The organism is Pseudomonas fluorescens, from assembly GCF_002022275.1.
In the GTDB taxonomy this organism is placed as follows: domain Bacteria; phylum Pseudomonadota; class Gammaproteobacteria; order Pseudomonadales; family Pseudomonadaceae; genus Aquipseudomonas; species Aquipseudomonas fluorescens_AJ.
Genome location: NZ_MSDF01000005.1, coordinates 7,551 through 31,363, shown reverse-complemented (window position 1 = coordinate 31,363; position 23,813 = coordinate 7,551). Strand labels below are relative to the sequence as shown.

The window sequence follows — 23,813 nt, the reverse complement described above, 5'->3', positions numbered from 1 at the left end:
AGAGTGGCATGGATGAGCAAAAAGCCCTGCGGGTGATGCGCACCATGGTCGACGGCGGCCAGTTGACCGACCCCGACAGTGCCCGAGGCAAGTTGCTGCAAACCGCGGCCCACCTGTTTCGCAACAAGGGTTTCGAGCGCACCACCGTGCGTGACCTGGCAGGCGCAGTGGGCATTCAGTCCGGCAGCATCTTTCATCACTTCAAGAGCAAGGACGAGATCCTGCGCGCGGTGATGGAGGAAACCATCCACTACAACACCGCGATGATGCGTGCCTCGCTGGAGGAAGCGACGAACGTGCGCGAACGCGTGCTGGCGCTGATTCGCTGCGAATTGCAGTCCATCATGGGCGGCAGTGGCGAGGCGATGGCGGTGCTGGTGTACGAATGGCGCTCGCTGTCGGCCGACGGCCAGGCCCAGGTGCTGGCGCTGCGTGATGTGTATGAACAGATCTGGCTGAAGGTGCTGGGCGAAGCCAAGACCGCCGGTTATATCCGCGGCGATGTGTTTATTACCCGGCGCTTCCTGACGGGCGCCTTGTCCTGGACCACCACCTGGTTCCGCGCTGAAGGCAGCCTGACCCTTGAGCAGTTGGCCGAAGAGGCCTTGTTGATGGTGCTCAAGGCTGACTAAGCCACTAATTTGATGGCAAAAGTTGTCTCGACTGACAAAAACGCCTAGCTTATCGCCATCGATGTGTTTAACGGTGTGTGCCTTGATGTTTTTGCCATGGCGGCTGGCTGCAGGACTTACTTTATGGGCACTGGGCACCGCGTACTGGGTGCCGGCTTCGGCTGCGCAATTGGTGAGGATCGGCGCCGCGCATTTCCCGCCTTACACCGTACGCCCCGAGCAAGGGGCCGACACCGGTTTGCTGCCGCAGTTGGTCGAAGCCCTGAACGCCTCGCAAACCGACTACCAGTTTGTACTGGTGCCGACCTCCATCCCGCGCCGCTTTCGGGATTTCGAGCAAGGACGGGTCGACATGGCGATCTTCGAAAACCCCAATTGGGGCTGGAAGGACATTCCCCATACCAGCGTCGATATGGGCCTGGAAGACGCCGAAATCTTCGTCGCCCAGCGTGAGCCTGGCCGCGATCAGCACTATTTCGCCGACCTCACGGGCAAGCGCCTGGCGGTGTTCAGCGGTTATCACTACGCATTCGCCAACTTCAACCCCGACCCGAAGAACATGGCCGAGCACTTCAACGCGACATTGACCTATTCCCATGACAGCAACCTGCTGATGGTCGCGCGTGGGCGGGCCGACATTGCGCTGGTAACCCGCTCTTACCTGAGTGATTTCATGGTGCGCAATGCGGACATGGCCGGGCAGTTCCTGGTCTCGGAGCGCGTTGACCAGATCTATCATCACTATGCCTTGCTGCGGCCAAAGGCGCCGATCACCGGCGCCGCATTTGCAGGCTTGCTCAAAGGTCTGCGGGACAACGGCCAGATGCTGAAAATCTTCGAGCCCTACCGCATTGACGTCACGGCGGTCCCCGCGACGCCCTGACGGCCTAAATTTCCCCGCGCGGTTCACGTCACTTCTTCTATCGCCCCCGAAGACCGTGAGCCGTCATCATGAATGATTTATCTGCCTTGCCGTTGCCGGCTGGGCCCGCCCTGAATGCCGATGAAACCGACAGCCGCCTGAGCCTGACCCTTGAAGGCCAGCCCCTGATTCGCCTGCGCCTTGAGCGCGGTGATGAATTGCACGTGCATTTGCAGGACGCCAACAGCGTCGCCAACGCCCGCGCCCTGTGGAGCGCCTGTTACTGGCTGTTCGTCAAGGAGCCTGCGCGTCAGCGCGTGGTCTGGCACCTTGAACATGTGCCCGAGGATGCGTTGCGCAGCGGCCTGTTGGTGGCGACCGACGTGGCGGGGCAGTTTCGCTGCGAGCGCACGCTGTTCTGGCAACTGCCCCAGCCGTGGCTCGGCCAATCCTTGAGTGGCAGTTACCCGCAGCAGATGATCATCAGCGCCGGCAAGCGCCATCCGGCCCGCGCGCCCAAGCCGCGCGGCGAAGTCTACCGGCGTTTCGATGCGCGCCTGGGCGCCTGGATTTCCCTGCGTACCGTCGAAGTCGACGTGGACCTGGCGCGCTTCAATCGCTGGCAGAACAGCACCCGCGTGGCGAATTTCTGGCAGGAAACCGGCAGCCTGGAACAGCACCGGGAGTACCTCGACAAACTCGACGCCGACCCCCATACCCTGACGCTGATCGGCTGTTTTGACGATGAGCCGTTCGCCTATTTCGAAGCCTATTGGGCCAAGGAAGACCGGATCGCGCCGTTTTATGACGCGGGCGATTATGACCGTGGCATTCACATGCTGGTGGGGGAGGAGCATCACCGCGGGCCGCACAAGGTCGCCAGCTGGTTATCGGCGCTGGTGCACTACCTGTTTCTCGACGACCCGCGCACTCAACGTGTGGTGGCCGAACCCCGTGCCGACAACGCAAAGATGATCGGCCATATGCACAACCAGTGTTTCCACTGCGAAAAGGAGTTCGACTTCCCGCACAAGCGCGCGGCGTTGATGATTCTGGGGCGGGAGCGGTTTTTTGAGCGGTGTGGGTTGAACTGAATCGCCTGGCTTGATGTGGGAGCTGGCTTGCCTGCGATGGCATCACCTCGGTCTAACTGTAAGACCGAGGCGTCTGCATCGCGGGCAAGCCCGGCTCCCACAAAAGCCAGCTTCCACACAAAAGCCAGTTTTCAGCTGTTTTGATCCGACGGATCAAACCCGCCGTGCAAACGTATCGCTATGGCTGCCCGATACCTTGCGGCAATGCACCAGCGCATCGCGAATCATGAAGTTCACCAGGGTCGGCGACACACCCAGTTCCTTGGCGATGTCCTTTTGCGGCACGCCATGCAGGCGGTACATCTCAAACGCGTAACGGGTGCGCTGGGGCAGCTCCGTCAGGGCATCGGCGATGTTTTCCAGGGTGCTGAAATTGATGTGAGAGGTTTCCGGTGAAGCGCCGTGAATGACCACATTCAAGCCTTCCTCTTCTGTCCCGGAGTACTTGAGCTCCAGGGCCTGCTTGCGATAGTGATCGATCGCCAGATTGCGCACGATCTGAAACAGATAGCTCAGCTGGGCCTTGAACGATGACGTGATGGTGGGCGCCGATTGCAACCGGAAGTAGGCGTCCTGCACCACGTCCTCCGCCCGCGAGCGGCAGCCGGTAATACGTGCCGCGATCTTCACCAGAATCAGTCGATTGTCGACGAATGCCTGGAGAAGCGGTGAGTCGCACCTGCCTGTGGATACTTGTTCCGTCATGGAATTCACCTTGTTGCAAAAGAGGTTGGGGGAGGGCGTCCGTGCTGAAGCCTCCTACACATCGGGCAACAAATTATGCTGAATGATAATGATTGTCAAATGAGAAGACGAACTAATCTTATGCCTTCGCGTTAGGTGTGAGAGACGTCTCACTCGTCCCCGACGACTAATTATCTGGCGCCTCCGTCCGTTCTCTTGGGTGACAGGTCTGTTGCGCAAACGGCCAGGGATCAGCACCCGCAGGAGGGCGAAATGGGTTTTCATCGTGCACACAGCGTGTTTCAGTCTGGAGTCCTCGCACCATGAGTACGCCAACCCGATTGCGCCTGTTTTGCCTGCCCTATTCGGGCGCCAGTGCCATGGTGTATGCACGCTGGCGCCGGGCTTTGCCTGACTGGTTGCAGGTGTGCCCGCTGGAATTGCCGGGGCGGGGCATGCGCATGGATGAGCCGTTGCAGCGCGATATCAAGGCCTTGGCCGCGCAACTCGCTGACGAAATCAGCCATGACCTGAACGGCCCGTATGCCGTGTTCGGCCACAGCCTGGGTGGCTTGTTGGCGTTCGAGCTGGTTCATGCCCTGCGTGAGCGTGGCGTGCCCGCGCCACTGGCGTTATTTGCGTCCGGCACCGCCGGCCCGGCGCGCCGTGATGTCAGTGAATACGCCATTGAAAAAACCGACGAGCAACTCATCGCCCGACTGCGCGAGCTGAAGGGCACCGCTGAAGAGGCCTTGGCCAACCCCGAATTGATGCAGTTGATGCTGCCGATCCTGCGCGCCGATTTTCTGCTGTGCGGCAGCTTCATTTACGGCGTACGCGAGCCTTTGGGCCTGCCGATTCACGTTTTTGGCGGCAAGCAAGACAGCGTGCGCGCCGACCAGTTGCTCGACTGGCAAGCCGACGCCGCCAGCGGCTTTTCCCTGGACATGTTCGACGGTCACCACTTCTTCCTCGTGCAGCACGAAAGCGCTGTGCTGCGCTGCCTGCGCCGCTATGCCGACGAACACCTGGCCCGCTGGCGCACTGGCGCGGCGCGGCAGCGGGTCGCCGGCTGAACGCCACCACTCTTTCCGAATTTACCGTAAGCCGATTTCAGGCAGGAACCCCATGATGGACGCCTTCGAACTTCCCCGTACCCTGGTCCAGTCCCTTCAACGCCGTGCCGCCCAGACGCCGGACCAGGTTGCCCTGCGCTTCCTCGCCGAGTCTGCCGAGCACAGTGTGGTGCTCAGTTATCACGACCTGGATCAGCGTGCTCGCACCATCGCCGCCGCCCTGCAGGCCCATGCGGCGCCGGGCGATCGCGCGGTGCTGTTGTTTCCCAGCGGCCCGGATTATGTCGCGGCGTTCTTTGGTTGCCTGTACGCCGGGGTGATCGCAGTGCCGGCCTACCCGCCGGAGTCCAACCGCCGTCACCACCAGGAGCGTTTGCTGTCGATCATTGCCGACGCCGAACCGCGCCTGCTGCTGTCCATCGCGAGCCTGAGCGATGGCCTCTCGCACATCGACAATGCGCCACCGGTAGTGAGCGTCGACACGCTTGAAACATCACTTGCAGACGGTTGGCTGGCGCCGGATCTGCAGCCCGACGACATTGCCTTCCTGCAATACACCTCCGGCTCCACCGCCTTGCCCAAGGGCGTGCAAGTCAGCCACGGCAACCTGGTCGCCAACGAAGTGCTGATCCGCCGCGGGTTTGGCATCGACCTCAACCCGGACGACGTGATCGTCAGCTGGCTGCCGCTGTACCACGACATGGGCCTGATCGGCGGCTTGCTACAGCCGATTTTCAGCGGCGTGCCCTGCGTGCTGATGTCGCCCGCGTACTTCCTCGGCCGGCCGCTGCGCTGGCTGGAAGCGATCAGCGAATACGGCGGCACCATCAGTGGCGGCCCGGATTTCGCCTACCGCTTGTGCAGTGAACGGGTCAGCGAAACGGCCCTGGAGCGCCTGGATTTGAGTACATGGCGCGTGGCTTATTCCGGTTCCGAGCCGATCCGCCTGGATACTCTGGAGCGCTTTGCCGAGAAGTTTTCGCCGTGCGGGTTCTCCTCGAACAACTTCTTCGCGTCCTATGGGCTGGCCGAGGCGACGTTGTTTGTTGCCGGCGGCACCCGTGACCAGGGCATCCCGGCGTTGCGCCTGGATGAACAGGCCTTGGCCGCCAACCGCGCGGAACCTGGGCAGGGCAGCGCAATCATGAGCTGCGGCACCCGCCAGCCGGAGCATGCCGTGCTGATCGCCGACCCACACACGCTCACCGAACTGCCCGACAACCGCGTCGGCGAACTCTGGGCCGCGGGCCCGAGCATCGCCCACGGCTACTGGCGCAACCCCGAAGCCACCGCCAAGACCTTCGTCCAGCACGCGGGCCGCACCTGGCTGCGCACCGGCGACCTGGGGTTTATCCGTGAAGGCGAGGTGTACATCACTGGTCGCCTCAAAGACCTGCTGATCGTGCGCGGCCACAACCTGTACCCCCAGGACATCGAACAGACCATCGAGCGTGAAGTGGAAGTGGTGCGCAAAGGCCGCGTTGCTGCGTTTGCCGTGAAAGACCAGGGCCTGGAAGGCATCGGCATCGCGGCGGAAATCAGCCGCAGCGTGCAGAAAATCCTGCCGCCCGAAGCGTTGATCAAAGCCATTCGCCAAGCCGTGGCCGAGGCGTATCAAGAAGCCCCAAGCGTGGTGGTATTGCTCAACCCCGGCGCCTTGCCCAAGACCTCCAGCGGCAAGGTGCAGCGTGCGGCCTGCGCGCTTCGCCATGCCGACGGCAGCCTCGACAGCTATGCGCAGTTCCCGGCTCTGCAAGCGCAGGCTGGCCAAGCGGCGTTGGAATCCGAGCTGCAAAACCAGATCGCCGCCATCTGGTGCGAACAGCTGCAAGTGACGTCCGTCGCCGCCGATGATCATTTTTTCCTGCTCGGCGGCAACTCCATCACTGCCACCCAAGTGGTGGCGCGCCTGCGTGAAACCCTGGGGCTGGAGCTGAACCTGCGGATGTTGTTTGAAGCGCCCAGCCTGGCCGCCTTTGCTGCCCACGTGGGGCAGTTGCAGCAGGACGGCGGCGTCGCCCAAGGCGCGATTCAGGCACTGTCGCGTCAGGACGATCTGCCGCAATCCCTGGCGCAAAACCGCCTGTGGATCACCTGGCAACTGGACCCGCAGAGCAGCGCCTACACCATCCCCGGCGGCCTGCGCCTGCGCGGTGAACTGGACGAAGACGCGGTGCGCGCCAGTTTCCAGCACCTGATCCAGCGCCACGAAGCGCTGCGCACGCGTTTCTACGAGCGCGATGGCCAAGCCTTCCAGCGTGTGGAGGCCAGCGTTGCATTCGACCTGCAGGTCATCGACCTGCGCGACCTTCCCGCCGCCGAGCGTGAAGCCCGCGCGCAACAGATCCGCGAAGACGAAGCGCGCACCTCGTTCGACCTGGAAAAAGGCCCGCTGCTGTGGGTGACCCTGGTGCGTCTGGACGATGAAGACCACCAGTTGCTGGTGACCCTGCACCACATCATCGCCGACGGTTGGTCGCTGACTATTCTCATGGAGGAATTCTCGCGCCTGTACGCCGCCGCAACCCAAGGGCAAACCCTGGCGCTGCCGCCCCTGGCCCTGCAATACGCCGACTACGGCAGCTGGCAGCGCCAGTGGCTCGCGGAAGGCGAAGGCCAGCGCCAATTGGCGTACTGGAAAACGCAGCTGGGCGATGAGCATCCAACCCTGAGTTTGACCACTGACCATGCGCGTTCGGCGCAGCACGTCAACAGCGCCTCGCGTCACAGCGTGCGCTTGAGTGTCAGCCTCAGCGAAGCGATTCGCCAGACCGCGCAGGCCAATGAGTCCACGCCGTTCATGCTGTTGCTGGCGGCGTTCCAAAGCCTGCTCTATCGCTACAGCGGCCAGCGCGACATCCGCATCGGCGTGCCGAATGCCAACCGTCCGCGTCAGGAAACCCAAAGCCTGATCGGCTTCTTTATCAACACCCTGGTGCTGCGCGCCGAGCTGGAGGGGCGCTTGCCGTTCAACCAGCTGCTGGCCGCAACCCGCGAGACGGTCATAGGCGCCCAGGCTCATCAGGACCTGCCGTTCGAACAACTGCTCGAAGCCTTCCCGCAAGCCCGCGAACAGGGCCTGTTCCAGGTGATGTTCAACCACCAACAACGCGACTTGAGCGCCTTGCGTCGCCTGCCGGGCATGCTTGCCGATGAGCTGCCGTGGCACAGCCGAGAAGCCAAGTTCGATCTGCAACTGCACACTGAAGAGGACCGCAGCGGACGCCTGAGCCTGGCATTCGACTACGCCGACGAACGGTTCGACGCCGCGACCATCCAGCGCCTGGCCGAGCACTTTACTCACCTGCTGCACGCCGTCACTGAGCAGCCGCAACAGGCGATCGGTGACCTCAAGCTGATGCAACACGATGAGCAGCGCCCGTGGAGCGAAGCACCGTGCACGCCCGCCGAACAATGGCTGCCGGAATTGCTCAACCGGAACACCTCTGACGACCTCGCACTGGTCTGGCAGGGCGGCAGCCTGACCTTCGCCCAACTGCACACCCAGGCCAACCGCCTGGCCCACTACCTGCGCGACAAAGGCGTTGGCCCGGACGTGTGCGTAGCGATCGCCGCCGAGCGTTCGCCACAACTGCTGATCGGTCTACTGGCAATCATCAAGGCCGGTGGCGCCTATGTGCCGCTGGACCCGGAATACCCCGCCGACCGCCTGGCCTACATGCTCAAAGACAGCGGCGTGCACCTGCTGCTGACCCAGACCGCGCTGCTGAAACAATTGCCGACGCCTGAAGGCGTGTGCGTCATCGCCATGGACAGCCTGCACCTGGACAGCTGGCCAACCCAGGCGCCGGGCCTGCATTTGCACGGCGACAACCTCGCCTACGTGATCTACACCTCGGGCTCCACCGGCCAGCCAAAGGGCGTGGGCAACACCCACGCGGCCCTGGCCGAGCGCTTGCAGTGGATGCAGGCTACCTACCAACTCAATGACACCGATGTGTTGATGCAAAAGGCGCCGATCAGTTTTGACGTGTCGGTGTGGGAATGCTTCTGGCCACTGATCAGCGGTTGCCGCCTGGTGCTGGCGGGGCCGGGCGAGCATCGCGACCCGCACCGCATCGCGCAGCTGGTGCAGGAACATGGCGTGACCACGCTGCACTTTGTGCCGCCGTTGCTGCAGCTGTTTATCGATGAACCGCTGGTAGCGCAATGCACCAGCCTGCGTCGCCTGTTTTCCGGCGGCGAAGCGCTGCCCGCCGAGTTGCGCAACCGCGTGTTGGCGCAATTGCCGGCGGTGCAGTTGCACAACCGTTATGGCCCGACTGAAACCGCAATCAACGTTACCCACTGGCACTGCACCGCCGAAGACGGTGAGCGTTCGCCGATTGGCCGGCCGCTGGGCAATGTGATGTGTCGCGTGCTGGATGAACAGCTCAACCCCGTGCCGCTGGGTGTGCCGGGTGAACTCTGCATTGGCGGTATCGGCCTGGCCCGGGGTTACCTCGGCCGTGCCGGTTTGACTGCCGAGCGTTTCGTCGCCGACCACCAGGGCGCGCGCCTGTACCGTACCGGTGACCGTGCGCGCTGGAGCGCCGACGGCGTGCTCGAATACCTCGGCCGCCTCGACCAGCAGGTGAAGCTGCGCGGTTTCCGTGTGGAACCGGAAGAAATCGAAGCCCGCATGCTCGCCCTGGCCGGTATCGCCCAAGCCGTGGTGCAGGTGCGCGACGGTCAGTTGATCGGCTATTACACCGCCCATGCCGAGCTGGATGAAGAGGCGGTCAACACCGCGCTGGCCGCCGAACTGCCGGAGTACATGGTGCCCGCGCTGTTAATGCGCCTGGACGCCATGCCGCTGAGCCCCAGCGGCAAACTCGACCGCCGTGCCTTGCCGCAGCCGGTGTGGCAAACCCGCGAACACGTTGAGCCGCAATCCCCGTTGCAACTGCAAATCGCCGCAATCTGGCGCGAAGTTCTCGGGCTGCCACGCATTGGCCTGCGCGACGACTTCTTCGCCCTCGGCGGCCACTCGTTGCTGGCCACGCAAATCATTTCCCGCACCCGCCAGGCCTGTGACGTCGAACTGCCGTTGCGCACCTTGTTCGACGCCAGCGAGCTGGGCGCCTTTGCCGAGCAAGTGAGCCGGATTCAGGCCGTGGGCCAACGCAACCAACAGACGGCCATCGCCACGGTGGATCGCCGCCAACCGGTGCCGCTGTCCTATTCCCAGCAGCGCATGTGGTTCCTCTGGCAGATGGAGCCTGACAGCCCGGCCTACAACGTCGGCGGTATGGCGCGTTTGCGCGGCGTGCTGGATGTAGGGCGCTTCGAGGCGGCGTTACAAGCGCTGAGCATGCGCCACGAAACCCTGCGCACCACCTTCCCGAGCGTCGACGGCGTGGCCTATCAAAAGGTCTCGCCACACACCGGCTTGCGCATGGACTGGCAGGACTTCACTGCGCTGAACGCAAGCGAATGCCAGCGGCGCCTGCAGCAACTGGCCGATGTTGAGGCCCACACGCCGTTCAATCTGGAAACCGGTCCGCTGTTGCGTGCCTGCATGGTCAAGGCCGGCGAGCAGGAGCACTACCTGGTGCTGACCCTGCACCATATCGTCACCGAAGGCTGGGCCATGGACATTTTTGCCCGTGAACTCAGCGCGCTGTACGAAGCCTTTATCGACGAGCGCGACTCGCCGTTGGCGCCTCTGCCCGTGCAATACCTCGACTACAGCGTGTGGCAACGCCAGTGGCTGGAAAGCGGTGAGCGCCAACGCCAGCTGGATTACTGGACCGCCCAACTGGGCCACGAACATCCCTTGCTGGAACTGCCCGGCGACCGCCCACGGCCGCCGGTACAAAGCCACCGGGGCGAGTTGTACCGCTTCGACCTGAGCGACGACCTGGCGGCCCGCGTGCGTGCCTTCAATGCCGAACGTGGCCTGACGTTGTTCATGACCATGACCGCCACTTTGGCGGTGCTGCTTTACCGCTACAGCGGCCAGACCGACCTGCGCATCGGCGCCCCGGTAGCCAACCGCATTCGCCCGGAAAGCGAAGGGCTGATCGGTGCGTTCCTCAATACCCAGGTGCTGCGTTGCCAGCTCAATGGGCAGATGAATGTGCGCGAGCTGTTCGAGCAGGTGCGTCACACCGTGATCGAAGGCCAGTCTCATCAGGACTTGCCGTTCGATCACTTGGTGGAGGCCCTGCAGCCTCCGCGCAGCGCGGCGTACAACCCGCTGTTCCAAGTGATGTGCAACGTGCAGCGCTGGGAGTTCCAGCAAAGCCGTCAACTGGCCGGTATGACCGTCGAGTACCTGGCCAACGATGCCCGCGCGACCAAGTTCGACCTCAACCTGGAAGTCACCGATCTGGACCATCGTCTGGGTTGCTGCCTGACCTACAGCACTGATCTGTTCGATGAGCCGCGCATTGCACGCATGGCCGAGCATTGGCGCAACCTGCTGGAAGCGTTGATTGCCAATCCGCACCAGCGCCTGAGTGAATTGCCATTGCTGACGGGCGCCGAGCAGCGCGCATTGCAGGAAAGCCTCGGCGTCGAGGCCGGTGAGCATCGTCTCGACCAGTGCATCCATCAGCTGTTCAGCCAGCAGGCGCTTGATCGCGCCGATGCTCCGGCACTGACCTTCGCAGGCGAAACGCTGACCTACGCTGAACTCGACGCCCGCGCCAATCGCTTGGCCTGGATGCTGAGAGAGCGCGGCGTGGGCCCGCAGGTGCGCGTTGGCCTGGCGCTGCCGCGTTCGCTGGAAATGGTCATCGGCCTGTTGGCGATCCTCAAGGCGGGTGGTGCCTACGTGCCGCTGGACCCGGAATACCCGCTGGACCGCCTGCATTACATGATTGAAGACAGCGGCATCGGCCTGCTGCTCAGTGATGCGGCGATGTTTGAAGCGCTTGGCGAATTACCCGCGAGCGTCGCCTGCTGGTGCCTCGAAGATGACTCACCCGTGCTGGCGAATTACCCTGCGGACGAGCTGCCGTTTATCAGCCTGCCGCAACATCAGGCGTACTTGATTTACACCTCCGGCTCCACCGGCAAGCCCAAAGGCGTGGTGGTGTCCCACGGTGAAATCGCCATGCATTGCCAGGCTGTGATCGAGCGTTTCGGCATGCGCCCGGATGACTGTGAGCTGCACTTTTACTCGATCAACTTCGACGCCGCCACCGAGCGTTTGCTGGTGCCGTTGCTCAGCGGTGCGCACGTGGTGTTGCGCGCGCAGGGCCAGTGGGATGCCGAGGAAATCTGCGGGTTGATTCGTGACCATCGCATCACTGTTCTGGGCTTCACGCCGAGCTACGGCAGCCAGTTGGCGCAATGGCTGGCGACCCGGCACCAGACGTTGCCGGTGCGCATGTGCATCACCGGCGGTGAGGCGTTGACCGGCGAACACCTGCAACGCATTCGTGCCGCCTTCCAGCCCGAGGTGTTTTTCAACGCCTACGGCCCGACCGAAACCGTGGTGATGCCATTGGCTAGCCTTGCGCCTGAGGAGTTGGAGGAGGGCGCCGGCAGCGTGCCGATCGGCAGCATCATCGGTGACCGCGTGGCCTATATTTTCGACGCCGACCTGGCGCTGGTACCGCAAGGCGCGACCGGCGAGTTGTACGTGGGCGGGGCCGGTCTGGCCCAGGGTTATCACCAGCGTCCGGGGATGACGGCGGAGCGGTTTGTCGCCGATCCGTTCGCCTTGAACGGTGGCCGTTTGTACCGCACCGGCGACCTGGTGCGCCAACGCGCCGATGGCTTGGTGGAGTACCTGGGCCGTATCGACCATCAGGTGAAAATCCGTGGTTTTCGCATTGAACTGGGCGAAATCGAAACCCGCCTGCTGGAACACGAAGCTGTGCGTGAGGCGGTGGTGCTGGCGCTGGATTCGCCGAGCGGCAAACAGCTGGTGGCCTATCTGGTCAGTGATGCCGACCACGGCGCCCTGCGCGAGTCCTTGAAAACGCATCTCAAGGCGCAGCTGCCGGACTACATGGTGCCGGCGCACCTGATCGTACTCGACAGCATGCCGCTGACCGCCAACGGCAAACTCGATCGTCGTGCTTTGCCGCAACCGGACCCGGAGGCGAATCGCCAACACTACGTGGCGCCGCGCAGCGAACTTGAGCAAACCCTGGCGGCCATCTGGTGCGCGGTGCTGAACGTGCAGCGCGTGGGGCTGGACGATAACTTCTTTGAGCTGGGCGGCGATTCGATCCTGTCGATCCAGGTGGTCAGCCGCGCGCGGCAGGCTGGGATTCACTTCAGCCCCCGCGACCTGTTCCAGCACCAGACCGTGCAAACCCTGGCGGCCGTGGCCACGCGAACCGAGCAGGTCACCGCCGAGCAAGGTGTGTTGACCGGCCCTTCGGGCCTCACGCCGATCCAGCACTGGTTCTTCGATACCGACATTGCAAACCGTCAGCACTGGAACCAGGCGCTGCTGCTCAAACCGCTGCAACTGCTTGATCCGCATCGCCTGGAACAGGCACTGCTGGCCGTGCTGGACCACCACGATGCGCTGCGCCTGAGCTTCACCCCGCGCGATGCCCAGTGGCACGCCGAACATTTGGCCGTGCCCCAGGGCGGCGTGCTGATGCAGGCGCAAGTGCGCGATATGGACCAGTGCAGCGCCTTGTGCACCGACACCCAGCGCAGCCTCAACCTCGAAAACGGTCCGCTGCTGCGCGCCTTGCTGGTGGATGGCCCACTGGGCCAACAGCGCTTGCTGATTGCGATCCATCACTTGGTGGTCGATGGCGTGTCGTGGCGTGTTTTGCTTGAAGACCTGCAAAACGTCTACCGCCAACTCAGTGACGGCGAGTCGGTCAGTTTGCCGGCCAAGACCAGCGCCCTGCGGGATTGGGCGGCGCGCTTGCAGGCCTATGCCGGCAGCGAATCCCTGCGCGAAGAGTTGAGTCTCTGGCAGGACCAATTGGCAGGCCCGGCGCTGGAATTGCCGGTGGATCGCCCGCAAGGCTCGCTGCGCAACCGCGACGCCGACACCGTCAGCGTGCGCCTGGATGCCGAGTACACGCGCCAGTTGCTGCAACAGGCCCCGAGTGCCTATCGCACCCAGGTCAATGACCTGTTGCTGACCGCATTGGCCCGCGTATTGTGCCGCTGGAGCGGCCACGACTCGGCGCTGATCCAGCTGGAAGGCCACGGCCGCGAAAGCCTGTTTGATGAAATCGACCTGACCCGCAGCGTCGGCTGGTTCACCAGCGCTTACCCGTTGCGCTTGACGCCTCAGGCGGAGCAGGGCGCTTCGATCAAGGCCATCAAGGAGCAACTGCGCGGCGTGCCGCACAAGGGGTTGGGGTATGGCGTACTGCGTTATCTGGCCGACGACCTGATCCGGGAGACCATGGCCGCATTGCCGAGCGCACAAATCACCTTCAACTACCTTGGCCAATTCGACCAGAGCTTTGGCGCCGATGCGCTGTTCCATCCGCTGGACGAGTCGGCAGGCCAGGCCCATGACCCGGACGCGCCGCTGCCTAACGCGCTCAGCGTCGACGGCCAGGTGTACGGCGGTGAACTGGTGCTGCGCTGGACCTTCAGCCGCGAACGCCATGACCAGCAGACCATCCGCGAACTGGCGGACGCCTATGTGGCCGAGCTGCAAGGCCTGATCGCGCATTGCCTCAAGGCTGACGCGGGCGGCCTCACGCCGTCTGACTTCCCGCTGGCGCGCCTGACGCAACCGCAACTGGACGCTTTGCCGGTGCCGGCCAGCGCCATCGAAGACGTCTATCCACTGACGCCGATGCAGGAAGGCTTGTTGCTGCACACACTGCTGGAACCGGGCACCGGCCTCTACTACATGCAGGACCGCTACCGCATCAACAGCGCCCTGGACCCTGAGCGTTTTGCCCGGGCCTGGCAGGCGGTCATCGCCCGGCATGAAGCCTTGCGCGCCTCGTTCTGCTGGAACGTCGGCGAAGACATGCTGCAAGTGATCCACAAGCCGGGCAGCACGCCGATCGAATACCTCGACTGGAGTGCCGACCCGGAAAGCGAGCAGGAACCGCGCCTGCAAGCCTTGCTCAAGGCCGAACGCGAAGCCGGTTTTGATCTGCTCAACCAGGCGCCGTTCCACCTGCGCCTGATCCGCGTCGGCGAAGCGCGCTACTGGTTCATGATGAGCAACCACCACATCCTGATCGATGCCTGGTGCCGTTCGCTGCTGATGAATGACTTCTTCGAACTCTACATGGCGCTGGGCGAAGGCCGCGACGCGCAACTGGCCACGCCGCCGCGTTACCGCGACTACATCGCCTGGCTGCAACGCCAGAACCTCGCCGAGGCGCGCCAGTGGTGGCAGCAGAACCTGCAAGGGTTCGAGCGCACCACGCCGATCCCGAGCGACCGGCCGTTTCTGCGCGAACACGCGGGCCACAGCGGCGGCATGGTAGTGGGCGATTGCTACACCCGCCTCGATGCCCGCGATGGCGCGCAATTGCGCGAACTGGCCCAGGCCCATCAACTGACCGTGAACACCTTTGCCCAGGCGGCATGGGCGTTGGTGTTGCGACGCTTGAGCGGCGATCGTGACGTGCTGTTCGGCGTGACCGTGGCCGGTCGCCCGGTGGAAATGCCGGAGATGCAACGCACCGTCGGCCTGTTCATCAACAGTATTGCGCTGCGGGTGAAACTGCCGGAAGACGCTCAGCGTCTCAGCGTGCGCCAGTGGTTGAGCGGCTTGCTCGACAGCAACATGCAATTGCGCGAGTACGAATACCTGCCGTTGGTGACGATCCAGGAGCACAGTGAACTGCCCAAGGGCCAGCCGCTGTTCGACAGCCTGTTCGTGTTCGAAAACGCCCCGGTGGAAGTCTCGGTGCTGGACCGTGCGCAAAGCCTGAATGCCACGTCGGATTCCGGCCGCACCCACACCAACTTCCCGTTGACCGCCGTGTGCTACCCGGGCGATGACCTTGGTTTGCACCTGTCTTACGACAAGCGTTACTTCGACGAAACCACCGTGCAAGGCATGCTCGGCGAGTTCAAGCGACTGCTGCTGGCGTTGGTGCAGGGCTTCCATGGCGACATGGCGGACCTGCCGCTGATTGGCGAGCAGGAGCGTGAGTTTCTGGTTGAGGGCTGCAATCAAAGCGAGCATGACTACCCGCTGGAGCGCAGCTACATCGAGTTGTTCGAAGCCCAGGTGGCCGCGCATCCGCAGCGTATCGCCGCCAGCTGCCTCGAGCAGCAGTGGAGCTACGCCGAACTGAACCGTCGCAGTAACCGCCTCGGTCACGCGCTGATCAAGGCGGGCGTGGGCCTGGATCAACCCGTCGCCTTGTTGGCCGAGCGCAACCTCGACCTGCTGGGCGTGATCATCGGCAGCTTCAAGGCCGGTGCCGGTTACTTGCCGCTGGACCCGGGCCTGCCGAGTCAGCGCCTGAGCCGCATTATCGACCTGAGCCGCACGCCCATGCTGGTGTGCACGCAGGCTTGCCGCGAACAGGCGCTGGAATTGCTCGAAGCATTCGCCTGTTCTTCTCGGCCGAAGCTGCTGGTGTGGGACGCGCTGGCGCAGGCGGATGACAACCCGGGCGTCTACAGTGGCCCGGACAACCTCGCGTATGTGATCTACACCTCAGGTTCCACCGGTTTGCCCAAAGGCGTGATGGTCGAACAGCGTGGCATGCTCAACAACCAGTTGAGCAAGGTGCCGTACCTGGCGTTGAGCAGCGCGGATGTGATTGCCCAAACCGCGTCGCAGAGTTTCGATATTTCCGTGTGGCAGTTCCTCGCCGCACCCTTGTTTGGCGCGCGAGTGGATATCGTGCCGAACACCATCGCCCACGACCCGCAAGGCTTGTTGGCCCATGTGCAGGCCCAGGGTATTACCGTGCTGGAAAGCGTGCCGTCGTTGATTCAGGGCATGCTCGCCCAGGAACGCATCAGCCTGGACGGCCTGCGCTGGATGCTGCCGACCGGTGAAGCGATGCCGCCGGAACTGGCGCACCAGTGGTTGCTGCGTTACCCGGACATTGGCCTGGTCAACGCCTATGGCCCGGCGGAATGTTCGGACGACGTGGCGTTCTTCCGTGTGGATTTGGCCTCCACCCGCAGCACTTACCTGCCGATTGGTACACCGACCGACAACAACCGTTTGTACCTCTTGGACGGCGCGCTGGAGCTGGTGCCGCAGGGCGCTGTCGGTGAGTTGTGCGTGGCCGGGACAGGGGTTGGGCGTGGTTATGTCAGCGATCCGCTGCGCACCGCATCCGTGTTTGTGCCAAACCCCTTCGGTGCGCCGGGTGAGCGTTTGTATCGCACGGGCGACTTGGCACGCCGGCGCAGCGATGGCGTGCTGGAGTACGTCGGGCGTATCGACCATCAAGTGAAAATTCGCGGTTACCGCATCGAATTGGGTGAAATTGAAGCGCGCCTGCACGAGCAACCGGAAGTGCGCGATGCCGCGGTCGGCGTACAGGAAGGTGTCAACGGCAAGCATTTGGTGGGCTATTTGGTTGCGGCCGATGCCGCCCTCAGCCCGAGCGAACGCCTGGACCGCATCAAGCAGCGCCTGCGCGCTGAACTGCCGGAATACATGGTGCCGTTGCACTGGTTGTGGCTGGACCGTCTGCCGTTGAACGCCAACGGTAAACTCGACCGCAAGGCGTTGCCTGAGTTGGAAATCGGCCAGTTGCACAGCCAGGACTATGTGGCGCCGCGCAATGAACTGGAGACCACCCTGGCGGCGATTTGGGCCGAAGTGCTGAAAGTCGAACGGGTGGGCGTGCAGGACAACTTCTTCGAACTGGGCGGGCATTCGTTGCTGGCCACGCAGATCGCCTCCCGCGTGCAGAAAATCCTGCAACGGGATGTGCCGCTGCGGGCGATGTTCGAGTGCAGCACAGTGGCGGAGTTGGCCGAGTACATCGACGGGCTGGCGGCGAATGACATCAGTGCCGAGAAGGTGGACCGGTTGAGTGATTTGATGGCGGAGCTGGAGGGGCTCTGATCTTCAGTGGCTGTCAGGGCCTCATCGCAGGCAAGCCAGCTCCCACATTTGAATGTATTCACAGTTCAAAAGGTGGGAGCGGGCTTGCCCGCGATGGCGTCAGCCCAGGCGCCGCTTATTTCGGCCCAAGAATCTTGGACAACTTCTCCGGCGACGGTGCCCCTTGCTGTTGCTGCAACCCACCCTTGTCATCCAGATAGAAAATCGCTGGCGTCGCCGACAATTCCAGCTCTTCCATCAACTTCATATTTGCATCGAGCTTGGCTTCGATATCCGCCGGGATCTTGTCCAGCGCCTGCAATTTGCTGCCCTTGCCGGCGGCTTCGTGTTCTTCCAGGGCTTTCTGCGGGTCCTGGGCGGCGAACAGTGCGGCGGATTTGCCCGGGCTGTCCTCACGGATGATCCCGACCATGATGTGGCGCAACTGCACCTTGCCGGCCTTGACCCACGGCCGCGCCTGCTCCCAGAACATGTTGCAGTACGGGCAGTTGGGGTCACTGAACAGGTAGACGATGCGCGGTGCGTTTTTATCGCCGTCCTGAATCCAGTTGCTGTGTTCCATCTTGGCCCAGACTTCCTTGGCCATCGGCGCGTACACCAGTTTTTCCAGCGGTGCGCTGCTCAGGTCAGTGCCCTGGGCGTCGTACAGGTTGCCGGCGATCACGCTTTTGCCGTCGGCGGTCAGGTACAGGGCCATACCGCGGTTCTGGTATTGCGCTGCATACCCGGTAAGGCCGCTGGGGGCGTCGAATTTGCCGAGGATTTTTGCGCCTTTGGCCTCGATCTGTTTGATCGGTGCCGGCCAGTCTTCAGCGTGGGCCAGCGTGGCCGCCAGCGTCAGTGGCAGCAGGGTCAGCAGGTGGCGGAGGCTTGGCATGTCGGTTTCCTTGCAGGGGCAGTATCGAAGGGTTCCATGGCGCGGGCCAGGCTGGCTTGGGACAGTTCACCCAAGTGGCTGTTGATCAGACGCCCGTCGGCTTGATAGAACAGCGTGGTCGGCAGCGCCATGGAGCCCACGGCCTGGCCGAGGCGGCCGCTGGCGTCAAACAGCACGTTGTCGAGGGTCAGGCCCTGGGTCGCGAGGAACGTGCTGACGCTTTGCATGCTTTCGGCCTGGTTGACGAACAGGAAGGTCACGTCCGGGCGTTGATGCTGCGCGCGCTCCAGCACCGGCATTTCGCGACGGCACGGCGGGCACCAGGTGGCCCAGAGGTTGATCACCAGCGGGCCGCCTTTGTAGTCGGCCAGTTGCACCACGTCGCCATTGGCGTTGCGCAGGGTGATATCCGGCAGTTGCGCGCCCTTGTCGTACAGGCTCAGGGACACACTGGTCAGCCCCCAGAACACCAGGCCGGTGACCACCCCGGCGCCCAGCGGCGTGCGCAGGGCGGGGCGCCGCCAGCCGTACAGCAGGGCGCCGAGTATCAGCGCGATCACGCCGGGCCAGGCGAGGAAACCACCGTCGCGCAGGTCGACCATCTGCAGTGGGTCGTGGCGGTAATCGCTCCAGTACATCAATACAAAGCTGACGCGCGCCACCAGCATGCCCAGCAAGAACAGGCTGAACAGCACCGATTCCGGGTTCTCACCGCCACGCTTGGCCACACGCCAGCCCACCAGGGTGGCGAGAATCAGCGCGCCGATCAGCAGGATATGGTTCAGGGCGATGGCAAAGGTACCGATGGTCAGGGTCAGCATCAGCGCGCGTCCCGGGTTTGGGTCCAGCGTTGCAGGAAGGCTTCGGCATCCACTTCGCCGGTAATGCGCTGGGCGCGACGTTCTTCACCGTCCGGGCCGATCCACACGAAGCTCGGTGGCCCCGGCACTTTGTAGCGCCCGAGCAATTCGCGGCTGGCGGCGTTGTCGGCGGTGACGTCCAGGCGCAGCAGGCGCACGTCTTTGAGGGCGTCCATCACGTCGGGTTTGCCGAACACCTGTTTTTCCATGATCTTGCACGACACGCACCAGTCGGCGTAGTAGTCCACCAGCACCCATTGGCCCTGGGCCTTGGCGCTGTCGAGCTGGCTTTGCAGTACGGCCGGGTCGTTGATGGTCATGAAGGCGTCGTGGGCGCTCGGCGCAGCGGCAGTATTGGCGCCGCCGTAGACCTTCAACGGTTGCCACAGGTCGTCGCTGCCACCCGCCGCGCCGACTACCAGCACCGCGCCCCACAGGCCGAGCACCAGCGAACCGGCGCCGAACACTTTGGCAGCCAGGCCGTATTCGCGGGCCAGCGTCCAACCGCAGTAAGCCATCACCAGCGCGAGGGCGCCCCACAGGCCGATCCACAGGCTTGCATCCACGACCGGGCGAATCATCAACACGGCAGTGCCAAGGAACAGGAAGCCGAAGATGCCCTTGAGCACGTTCATCCAGGTGCCTGGCTTGGGCAGGAAGCGATTGCCCACGGTCACCAGCAACAACAGCGGGATACCGATGCCGATGCCCATGGCAAACAGGATCAGGCCGCCGTGCAGTGCATTGCCGCTTTGCGCGATATAGAGCAGCGCGCCAGCCAGTGGCGCGGTCATGCACGGGCCCACCAGCAAGCCGGACAAGGCGCCAAGAACGCCTGCACCTACCAGGCTGCCACCGCTTTGTTGACGGCTGACGTTGTCCAGGCGGTCGCGCAGGAAGGCCGGCAATTGCAGTTCAAAGAAACCGAACATCGGCAGGGCGAGGATGACAAAGAGTGCAGCGAAACTGCCCAGAATCCAGGGCGTTTGCAGCAGCGCGGCGAGGTTGCCGCCGAGCAGCGCGGCCAATACGCCAAGCGCCGCATACACCAGCGCCATGCACACGACATAGCTGCTGGCCAGGGCAAAACCGCGACGCGGGCTGGCGCCACTGCCTACCACCAGACCTGCAAGGATCGGCAGCATCGGCAGCGAACACGGCGCAAATGCGAGCAACAGACCCAAGCCAAAGAACACCAGCAGGCTCCAACCCAGGCTGCGTTGCTGCAGGCCGCTGGCCAGGCTTTGGTCCTGGGCTTGCGCGGTCGCCGCAACGGCCGGGTTACCGCCCAGATCCACGGTGATCGACTGCGGTGGGTAGCACAGGCCCGCGTCGGCGCAGCCTTGCCAGCCCAGCTTGACCTGGCCGGTGGCACCCGCTGGAATCTTCACTTCCAGGCCCTGGCGATACACCTGTTGCTCGCCGAAGAACTCGTCGCTATGGGCTTCGCCCTCAGGCAATGCCGGTTTTTGCGCGAGGCCGTCGAACTTCAGGCGTTGCTGATACAGGTAATATCCGTCGGCAATCTGCCAATACAGCTGGGTTTCACCGCTTTCAAGACGCTCGGAGGTAAACGTGAAGGCTTTGCCCACCGGCAGAAAATCGGGTTTGGTCTCAAAGGGATTACCCGGCGCTGCCTGGGCAAACCCTGCGAACAACACCAGCAGAAAGGTAAACAGATGCCGCATGGTCAAGCCTTAGTTCGATGCAAGTTAGGCACACAATGTGTGGCGTTTATTAACCGATGATTAACCGCGGCTATTCTAGAGGGTGCGGGCCGGTTTTAGCGGCATAATCTGCGCTTAATCGGCGGCACCTTTAATTCCCCCATCTTTCATGAAGGGTTAACCATGCACGTACTGGTCTGTGAAGACGACGAACTGATCGCCAGCGGCATTGTGGCCGGCCTCAGCGCCCAGGGCTTTACCGTCGAGCGCGTGGCCAGCGCCGGCGCCGCTCGGGCGATGCTTAAAGCCGCCACGTTCGACATCATGGTGCTCGACCTCGGTTTGCCCGATGAAGACGGCCTCAAGCTGCTGCAACAACAGCGCAGCCAGGGCCTCGAAATTCCGGTGCTGATCCTGACCGCGCGCGACTCGGTGACCAACCGCGTCGACGGCCTGCAAGCCGGTGCCGACGACTACCTGCTCAAACCCTTCGACCTGCGCGAACTCGCCGCCCGCCTGCAAACCCTGTTGCGGCGCGTGGCCGGGCGCAGCGTCAACCTGATCGAGCACGGCCGCCTGGCCTACGACCCGAGCAGCCGCGAGACATTCCTCGGCGGCCAGCCGGTGGACTTGTCCCGCCGGGAACAGGCGCTGCTGCAAGCCCTGTTGCACAACAAGGGGCGCGTGCTGTCCAGCGAACAGCTCAAAGACAGCGTCTACGGCTTCAATGATGAACTGGAAAGCAACGCGCTGAACGTACATATCCACCACCTGCGGCGCAAATTAGGCAACGGCATTGTCGAGACCGTGCGCGGCCTGGGTTATCGCCTGGGCACTGCTGACGGCGGCGCTGTTGAAGAGGGAGAAACCGTTTCGTGATGAGCCTGCGCCTGCGCCTGACGTTCAAGCTGGGCGCCGCTTTTGTGCTGATCTGGGCCCTGGCGGCAGCCTGGATGCTCAACGATCTGCGCAACCAGATGATGTTTTCCCTCGACCAGCGGCTGGTGGCATCGGCGCGCATGGTGGCGGGGCTGACCGAGCAGATGCCGGGCCTTGCCAGTATGAGCAGCACCACGCATTTGCGCACCGAGCAGTTGAATGTGCCGGGGGGCATGGCTTGTCAGGTCAGCTCCTTGCGCGGGGAAATTCTCGCGCGCAGCCATACCACCCCGGATGAAGGCCTGGAGTCGCGCAAAAGTGGCTTTCGCGACCAGATGATCGACGGCGTGGGTTGGCGCAGTTTCACCTTGTCCCGAGGCGACTTGCTGATCACCACCGCCGACCGCCAGGTCGAGCGCGAGGCGCTGAACCTGTCGATCCTCTTGGCGGCGTCGGTGCCGGTGGGCGTGGCATTGCTCGGTTGCCTGTGCCTGCTGTGGTTGGGCATCGGCCAGAGCCTGGTGCCGCTCAACCGCATGCGTGACGCGTTGATGCGCCGCAGTGCCGATTCCCTCGAACCGTTGCAGATCCACCCGCTGCCCAGCGAGCTGAAACCGCTGCTCGACACCCAGAACCAGCTTTTACAGCGCATCGCCAAGACTATTGAGCGCGAGCGTCGTCTCACCGGTGACGCTGCCCATGAACTGCGCAGCCCGCTGACGGCGATCAAGACCCACCTGCAAGTGGCGCGCATGACCGACGGCGCGGCGCGCGACCAGTCCCTGGCCCACGCCGAGGAGGGCGCCGACCGCTTGCACCGCACGCTGGAGCAATTGCTGTTGCTGGCGCGGGTCGAGGGCAACCTGTCGTTTGACGACGGCATGCACTCCAGCGCCGAGCAAGTGGCGCGGTTGGCGATTCAGGATGCCAATGCGGGTGATAACTCGCGCATCGACCTGATCCTGCCCGCCAACCTGTCAGCCATGCCGGTGGAAATGCCCGTGGGCCTGGCCGTTGCGGCCCTGCGTAACCTGCTGGATAACGCCTTGCGCCATACGCCGGCGGACACTCGTGTGGAGCTGAGTGTGTTCACGGGCACCGACAATGTGGTGTTCCGCGTGCGCGACCATGGCAAGCAGATCTCCAGCGAGGACATGCAACACCTGACCCAGCGTTTCTGGCGCAATGGCAGCAGCGAGGGGTGCGGGCTCGGGTTGGCGATTGTCCAGGCGATCGTACAGCGCTGCTCTTGCTCGTTGAAGTTCGACAGCCAGCCGGACGGCTTGCGGGTTGACCTGGGCATGCCGTTGCGCCGCTGATTCGTTCTTTTCACGTCCTAAATAATTACCGCCCTCCCGAGATTGAACACCTCAGGATGGCGGTAATTTTTTTGCGTTTGAACGGGCCGAATGAGTTGGCCTGGATTGAAAAGGACAGCACTTATGTTGGTGATTGACAGCAGTTTCCCCGCCCAGGATTTCAACGAACGCAACGGCGAGCCCGTGCGTCAGGTGATCCTGCATTACACCGCGGCGCCGTTTGCGTCGTCTTTGCATACCCTGACCCGACATGGCGTCAGCGCGCATTACTTGCTGCCCGACCCTGACGAGCCTGGTTACCGTACGCGGGGGTATGACGAGCTGCGGGTGTTTCGCCTGGTGGATGAGGACAAGCGCGCCTGGCATGCCGGGGTGAGCTATTGGGCTGGGCGGGATAACCTCAATAGCCGCTCGATTGGTGTGGAGATCGTTAACCTGGCGCGGGATGACGCTGGGGTGTTTACGTTTCCGGCGTATGGGCAGGCGCAGGTGGAGGTGCTGGTGGCGTTGGTTCGTGATGTGTTGGGTCGGTATCCGCAGATTGGGCCGACGGACGTTCTTGGGCATTCGGATGTGGCGTATTGGCGCAAGAGTGATCCGGGGCCTCGGCTGCCGTGGCGGTGTTTGCATGAGGCGGGGGTTGGGGCCTGGTTTGATGAGGCCACGCGGGCGATGTATCAGCGGCGGTTTTGTCTGGGGTTGCCGCCGGAGGTTGAGGTGGAGCGGGCGTTTCAGCGGTATGGGTATAAGGCCGCGTCGAATCGTCAGGCGTTTGAGCAGCGGACTCGGGCGTTTCAGATGCACTTTCGCAGTCGGGATTATTGCGGTTTTTTGGACGCCGAGACTTGCGCGATTTTGTATGCGTTGAATGATCGGTATCGGGGGTTGAGTGAGTACATATCCGTTATTTG

General features: G+C 63.2%; 12 protein-coding genes. 8 read left to right on the top strand and 4 right to left on the bottom strand.

Features of this window, described 5'->3' with window-relative positions; all coding sequences use genetic code 11:
- The first annotated feature begins 8 nt into the window (after positions 1–8).
- From BFW87_RS02150 to BFW87_RS02140, 3 genes are all read left to right on the top strand, one after another.
- Positions 9–632 (top strand): TetR/AcrR family transcriptional regulator, encoded by a 624-nt coding sequence (locus BFW87_RS02150; protein WP_078738349.1) that lies wholly within the window; start codon positions 9–11, stop codon positions 630–632.
- 85 nt (positions 633–717) lie between these two features.
- A complete protein-coding gene (locus BFW87_RS02145; protein WP_078738348.1) occupies positions 718–1,515 on the top strand; it encodes a substrate-binding periplasmic protein in 798 nt (265 codons plus the stop codon).
- A gap of 68 nt (positions 1,516–1,583) precedes the next feature.
- A complete protein-coding gene (locus BFW87_RS02140; RefSeq protein WP_078738347.1) occupies positions 1,584–2,588 on the top strand; it encodes a GNAT family N-acetyltransferase in 1,005 nt (334 codons plus the stop codon).
- A gap of 153 nt (positions 2,589–2,741) precedes the next feature.
- Here the strand turns inward: BFW87_RS02140 and BFW87_RS02135 are convergent, their stop codons facing one another.
- Complete coding sequence (locus BFW87_RS02135) at positions 2,742–3,293, bottom strand: RNA polymerase factor sigma-70 (protein WP_026136875.1); 552 nt, start codon at positions 3,291–3,293, stop codon at positions 2,742–2,744.
- Positions 3,294–3,595: 302 nt separating this feature from the next.
- Between BFW87_RS02135 and BFW87_RS02130 the strand changes: the two genes are divergently transcribed.
- Complete coding sequence (locus BFW87_RS02130) at positions 3,596–4,348, top strand: thioesterase II family protein (protein ID WP_078738346.1); 753 nt, start codon at positions 3,596–3,598, stop codon at positions 4,346–4,348.
- Positions 4,349–4,400: 52 nt separating this feature from the next.
- Entirely contained in the window at positions 4,401–17,300 is a 12,900-nt protein-coding gene (locus BFW87_RS02125; RefSeq protein WP_078738345.1) for a non-ribosomal peptide synthetase, read from the top strand.
- A 115-nt stretch (positions 17,301–17,415) separates the two neighbouring features.
- Here the strand turns inward: BFW87_RS02125 and dsbG are convergent, their stop codons facing one another.
- The 3 genes from dsbG to dsbD are packed head-to-tail and all read right to left on the bottom strand — an operon-like array spanning position 17,416 to position 20,725.
- Entirely contained in the window at positions 17,416–18,177 is a 762-nt protein-coding gene (gene dsbG, locus BFW87_RS02120; protein WP_078738344.1) for a thiol:disulfide interchange protein DsbG, read from the bottom strand.
- Positions 18,153–18,998, bottom strand: a complete 846-nt coding sequence (locus BFW87_RS02115; RefSeq protein ID WP_078738343.1) for a TlpA disulfide reductase family protein — start codon at positions 18,996–18,998, stop codon at positions 18,153–18,155. The genes dsbG and BFW87_RS02115 overlap by 25 nt, the downstream gene beginning before the upstream one ends.
- A complete protein-coding gene (gene dsbD, locus BFW87_RS02110) occupies positions 18,998–20,725 on the bottom strand; it encodes a protein-disulfide reductase DsbD (protein ID WP_078738342.1) in 1,728 nt (575 codons plus the stop codon). The genes BFW87_RS02115 and dsbD overlap by 1 nt, the downstream gene beginning before the upstream one ends.
- 162 nt (positions 20,726–20,887) lie before the next feature.
- Here dsbD and BFW87_RS02105 point away from each other — a divergent pair, with 162 nt between their 5' ends.
- From BFW87_RS02105 to BFW87_RS02095, 3 genes are all read left to right on the top strand, one after another.
- Positions 20,888–21,583 (top strand): response regulator, encoded by a 696-nt coding sequence (locus BFW87_RS02105; protein WP_017254138.1) that lies wholly within the window; start codon positions 20,888–20,890, stop codon positions 21,581–21,583.
- On the top strand, positions 21,583–22,902 hold the full coding sequence (locus BFW87_RS02100) for an ATP-binding protein (RefSeq protein WP_078738341.1): 1,320 nt from the start codon (positions 21,583–21,585) through the stop codon (positions 22,900–22,902). The genes BFW87_RS02105 and BFW87_RS02100 overlap by 1 nt, the downstream gene beginning before the upstream one ends.
- Positions 22,903–23,025: 123 nt before the next feature.
- On the top strand, positions 23,026–23,813 hold a 788-nt coding region (locus BFW87_RS02095; RefSeq protein ID WP_078738340.1), incomplete at its 3' end, for an N-acetylmuramoyl-L-alanine amidase.